A 5,183-nucleotide genomic window follows, 5' to 3' on the forward strand; every position below is an offset into this window, starting at 1 on the left:
CGGCATCTTCACCAAGGGCGCGGATGTGGGCGCCGATCTGGTGGGCAAGGTCGAAGCCGGCATCCCCGAGGACGACCCGCGCAACCCCGCGGTGATTGCCGACAACGTCGGTGACAACGTCGGCGACTGTGCCGGCATGGCCGCCGACCTGTTCGAGACCTACGCGGTCACGCTGATCGCGACCATGGTGCTTGGTGCGCTGCTGATCACCACGGCGCCGATGGTGGCGGTGGTCTATCCGCTGCTGCTGGGTGGCGTGTCGATCATTGCGTCGATCATCGGCTGCAGCGTCGTCAAGGCCAGCCCGGGCATGAAGAACGTGATGCCAGCGCTCTACAAGGGCCTGATCGTCGCGGGCGTGCTGGCGCTGATCGCTTTCTACTTCGTCACGACGATGTTCGTGCCGGACGACGTGCTGGGCAGCGCCGGCAGCCAGATGCGGTTGTTTGGCGCCTGCGCCGTTGGTCTGGTGCTGACCGCGGCGCTGGTCTGGATCACCGAGTACTACACCGGCACGCAGTACGCCCCGGTGCAGCACGTCGCGCAAGCGTCCACCACCGGCCACGGCACCAACGTCATCGCAGGTCTCGGCGTGTCCATGCGCTCGACCGCGTGGCCGGTGCTGTTCGTCTGCCTGGCGATCCTGGGAGCGTTCCAGCTGGGCGGCCTGTACGGCATCGCCATCGCCGCGACATCGATGCTGAGCATGGCGGGCATCGTCGTGGCGCTCGACGCCTACGGCCCGATCACCGACAACGCCGGCGGCATCGCCGAGATGGCCGAGATGCCCAAGTCGGTGCGCGACATCACCGACCCGCTCGACGCCGTGGGCAACACGACCAAGGCGGTGACCAAGGGCTACGCGATCGGCTCGGCCGGCCTGGCGGCGCTGGTGCTGTTCGCCGACTACACCCACGCGCTCGAAGCACGCGGCCTGCATGTGAGCTTCGACCTGTCGAATCACCTGGTGATCGTCGGACTGTTCATCGGCGGCCTGATCCCCTACCTGTTCGGTGCAATGGCGATGGAGGCGGTCGGCCGCGCCGCGGGGAGTGTGGTCGTGGAGGTTCGGCGGCAGTTCCGCGACATCCCCGGCATCATGCAGGGCACCGCCAAGCCGGAATACGGCCGCGCGGTGGACATGCTGACCTCGGCGGCGATCAAGGAAATGATCGTGCCGAGCCTGCTGCCGGTGGTGGTTCCGGTGGTCGTGGGCCTGCTGCTCGGGCCGGCGGCGCTGGGCGGTCTGCTGATGGGCACGATCGTGACCGGCCTGTTCGTGGCCATCTCGATGTGTACCGGTGGCGGCGCCTGGGACAACGCCAAGAAGTACATCGAGGACGGCCACCACGGCGGCAAGGGCAGCGAAGCCCACAAGGCCGCTGTCACGGGTGACACCGTCGGCGATCCGTACAAGGACACCGCAGGTCCGGCCATCAACCCGCTGATCAAGATCATCAACATCGTGGCGCTGCTGATCGTTCCGCTCCTGTCGGGTGGTTCGGCGCCTGTACCTGCGGCCAAGGTGGACGCGGCAACGGCGGTTGTGGCCGCCCCTGCGGTGGAGGTCGATGTCGCCTCGATCAAGGTCGAGAACGGCGTGATCAAGTTCTACTTCGCCTCGGGTGGGGCTGCTCTGGCGGACGGCGCCCCTGCTGCTCTGGCGGATGTCGTCAAGGCAGTCGGGGAAGGCAAGATGGCCGTGCTCAGTGGCTTCCATGACACCAGCGGTGATCCGGCCAAGAACGCCGAGTTGGCCAAGCAACGGGCCTTCGCCGTGCGTGACGCGCTCAAGGCGCTGGGCGTCGCCGAGGACAAGGTCGAACTGAGCAAGCCCGCCGAGTCCACCGGCAGCGGCTCTGCAGCCGAGGCACGCCGGGTCGAGGTGACGCTGAAGTGACACTGCGGTGACGTTTCACTGACCAGAACTCGATCAAAACCCTGTAGTACCAAGGCAACAGGCCCGCCACCTCAGCGGGCCTGTTGCTTCTTTTTGGAACAATTCCTGACACGGGGATTTCAGATCTCTGCGCAGCAGGCCACAGGTGCCCTCACCCTTGGGGAATTGCCGGCTTGATTCCCGGTAACTTGCGATTCATCCTTCCGGAAAAGCAGCGCAGGCATACAATGCTGCACTGCAACATATTTGCCCGCCACCCACCCGGTGACGAAGCCCCCCGGTAGTCAGAGGAATCGCAATGCTTTATCAACTCTACGAAACCCAACGCGCGTTGCTCAGTCCGTTTGCCGAATTCGCGAGCGCCACCGGCAAGCTGTACAGCCACCCGCTGTCGCCCTTCGCCCAGGCTCCCGGTTCGCAGCGGATGGCTGCCGGCTTCGACCTGATGCACCGCCTGACCAAGGAATACGAGAAACCGGCGTTCGGGATCACGTCGGTCGAGGTCGAGAACGTCGACATGGCGGTCCAGGAACAGGTGATCGAGGCCAAGCCCTTCTGTCGCCTGCTGCGCTTCAAGCGTTACACCGACAACGCGCAGATGCTGGAGCGCATGCGTGCCCAGCCGATCGTGCTGGTGGTGGCACCGCTGTCCGGTCACCACTCGACGCTGCTGCGCGACACCGTGCGCACGCTGCTGCAGGACCACAAGGTCTACATCACCGACTGGGTGGATGCCCGCATGGTGCCACTGGCCAATGGCGAGTTCCACCTGGCCGACTACGTCGCGTATGTGCAGGACTTCATCCGCCTGCTCGGCCCGGAGGTCAACGTGATCTCGGTGTGCCAGCCGACGGTACCGGTGCTGGCAGCGATCTCGCTGCTGGCCTCGAAAGGGGAGTTCACGCCACGCACGATGACGATGATGGGCGGCCCGATCGACGCCCGCAAGAGCCCCACTGCGGTCAACAACCTGGCAATGAACCGCACGCACGAATGGTTCGAGCAGAACGTGATCTACCGCGTGCCGCAGAACTTCCCGGGCGCTGGCCGCCGCGTCTACCCCGGCTTCATGCAGCACACCGGCTTCGTCGCAATGAACCCGGACCGCCACGCCAACTCGCACTGGGACTACTTCCTGGATCTGGTGCGCGGCGATGACGACAGCGCCGAGTCGCACCGCCAGTTCTACGACGAGTACAACGCCGTGCTCGACATGGACGCGGACTACTATCTCGAAACCATCCGCACCGTGTTCCAGGACTTCTCGCTGGTCCATGGCAACTGGAAGATCAAGGGCGAACTGGTCCGACCGCAGGACATCACGACCACGGCGCTGCTGACCGTCGAGGGCGAGCTGGACGATATTTCTGGCGCCGGCCAGACCGAAGCGGCGCACGGCCTGTGCAGCGGCATTCCGGCCGATCGCCGTCAGCACTATCTGGTGGAAGGCGCCGGCCACTACGGCATCTTCTCGGGTCGCCGCTGGCGCGAGATGGCATATCCGGAAGTGCGCAAATTCATCCTGCAACACCAGCAGCCCGCGCAAGCGTCCGCCCCCGCTGCCGTCGTGAAGCTGGCAATTGCGGCACCGGCGGTGACCGCTCCGGCCAAGGGCAAGAAGGCCACGGCAGCGAGCTGAGCCGTCCGTATCCGCCATTCGCTCTGCGACACAATGCGGGGCCGGTGATCCACCGGCCCCGTTTTTTTGCGTCGGAGATGACGCCCTACCCTGCCCCCATGCCCACCGCTGCCGACCAGATCGACGCCCTGTTGCCACAGACCCAGTGCACCCGCTGCGGCTACCCGGACTGCCACGCCTACGCACAAGCGATCGCGGATGGGCAGTCCGACATCAACCGTTGCCCGCCTGGTGGCACCGAAGGCATGCGCCGGATCGCAGCCTTGACTGGCCGGCCGGCGCTCCCGCTGGACGAGAACTGCGGAATCGAGGGTCCGCTGACCGTCGCAGTCATCGACGAGGCCTGGTGCATCGGCTGCACGCTGTGCATCAAGGCTTGTCCGGTCGACTGCATCGTGGGCACGCACAAACAGATGCACACAGTGATCGATGCGCAGTGCACTGGCTGCGAATTGTGCCTACCGGCGTGCCCAGTGGACTGCATCTCGCTGGAAGTGGTCACTCCCGGGCGGACCGGCTGGCAGGCCTGGACCGTGACGCAGGCCGCCGAGGCCCGCACCCGCTACCTCGACCGCAACCAGCGACGCAGCGGCGCTGACGTCCGCCATGCCGAGCAGCTCGACCTGAAGGCCCGCCACAAGCTGGAACATCTCGATGCACTGACCCTGCACACCGAGGTACCCGGGGAAATCGAACGCAAGCGATCCGTCATAGAAGCCGTGCTTGCGCGTTCACGCTCGCAGCGGGCGACGAAACCATGATATAGTTTTCGTCGTTGTGTCGGGGGGGTAGCTCAGCTGGGAGAGCGTCGCGTTCGCAATGCGAAGGTCGGGAGTTCGATCCTCCTCCTCTCCACCACCACAACGTTCCAAGAGGGCCGAAGAGGTCCGACAAACCAGAAAAAGCCCTTGAGAATCAACGCTCTAGGGCTTTTTTGTTGTCCATCGTCGTGCGAGGAGTTCCGCCGACAGCCACGACAAATTGCAGGAACTTCCGCAGTAACCGGACAATCCGGGTTACTGCACCAAGGGAGTTACTGCACATGGCCCGGATAATCCTGACCGATGCCCACCGCAGAGGCATCAAGGCGCAAGACCCACGGAAACGCCTGACCGATGGCGGGGGGCTGTACCTGCTGCTGTTCGTCAAGGGCGGATCACACGCCTGGCGCTTCGACTACACCCACGAGGGCAAGCGCAAGACCCTGAGCCTTGGCACCTACCCGGACACAGGACTGTCAGCAGCACGCCGCAAGGCAGACGAGGCCCGGCGCCTGCTGGCGGAAGGGACCAACCCGAGCACAGTTCTACAACAGCCTGCGTCTGCACTCCAAACTGGGCAACGTGCCACCCAATGCCTTCGAGCATCAATCGGCAATCACACAACCTATCGGGCTGTGCGAAATAACTTGACCAGGACAACTGGAGGCGGACGGCTGGCTACTGTCACGGGTCAAGGGTTCGCACCACCAGTTCAAGCACCCAACCAAGCACGGCTTGGTGACGGGGCTTTGTTGCATAACCCAGCCGAGGCTGAGTTTCCCCTGACCCCAGACGGAGTTACGCCACAGCCCGCGTCACCGGGGTGCCCAAGTGGGTGAAGCGGTTGAGCACTGCGGCCCGCACCTGCAACTCCACCACCTGC

Annotated in this window: 4 protein-coding genes, 1 tRNA gene and 1 pseudogene; all 6 read left to right on the forward strand. The window is 64.7% G+C overall.

Features of this window, described 5'->3' with window-relative positions; translation table 11 throughout:
* The coding region (locus RMP06_RS08030) for a sodium-translocating pyrophosphatase (protein ID WP_310461250.1) at nt 1–1,900 on the forward strand (1,900 nt) is incomplete at its 5' end.
* Between the two features lie 298 nt (nt 1,901–2,198).
* A complete protein-coding gene (locus RMP06_RS08035) occupies nt 2,199–3,539 on the forward strand; it encodes a polyhydroxyalkanoate depolymerase (protein ID WP_310461251.1) in 1,341 nt (446 codons plus the stop codon).
* 98 nt (nt 3,540–3,637) lie between these two features.
* Nucleotides 3,638–4,300: an electron transport complex subunit RsxB gene (locus RMP06_RS08040; RefSeq protein ID WP_310461252.1), complete on the forward strand. Its 663-nt coding sequence runs from the start codon at nt 3,638–3,640 to the stop codon at nt 4,298–4,300.
* 21 nt (nt 4,301–4,321) lie between these two features.
* Nucleotides 4,322–4,397: transfer RNA gene (locus RMP06_RS08045), tRNA-Ala, on the forward strand.
* A 184-nt stretch (nt 4,398–4,581) separates the two neighbouring features.
* Nucleotides 4,582–4,785, forward strand: a pseudogene (locus RMP06_RS08050) (Arm DNA-binding domain-containing protein); the annotation flags it as partial.
* A 175-nt stretch (nt 4,786–4,960) separates the two neighbouring features.
* On the forward strand, nt 4,961–5,086 hold the full coding sequence (locus tag RMP06_RS08055; protein WP_409050122.1) for a type II toxin-antitoxin system HicA family toxin: 126 nt from the start codon (nt 4,961–4,963) through the stop codon (nt 5,084–5,086).
* Nucleotides 5,087–5,183 lie beyond the last annotated feature (97 nt).

Source organism: Sphaerotilus sp., assembly GCF_031429695.1.
Classification (GTDB): Bacteria; Pseudomonadota; Gammaproteobacteria; order Burkholderiales; family Burkholderiaceae_C; genus Sphaerotilus.

Excerpts from the sequence above, each read along its gene's own strand:
- RMP06_RS08035 (WP_310461251.1), top strand. The coding sequence starts at position 2,199 with ATGCTTTATCAACTCTACGAAACCCAACGCGCGTTGCTCAGTCCGTTT.
- RMP06_RS08040 (WP_310461252.1), top strand. The coding sequence starts at position 3,638 with ATGCCCACCGCTGCCGACCAGATCGACGCCCTGTTGCCACAGACCCAG.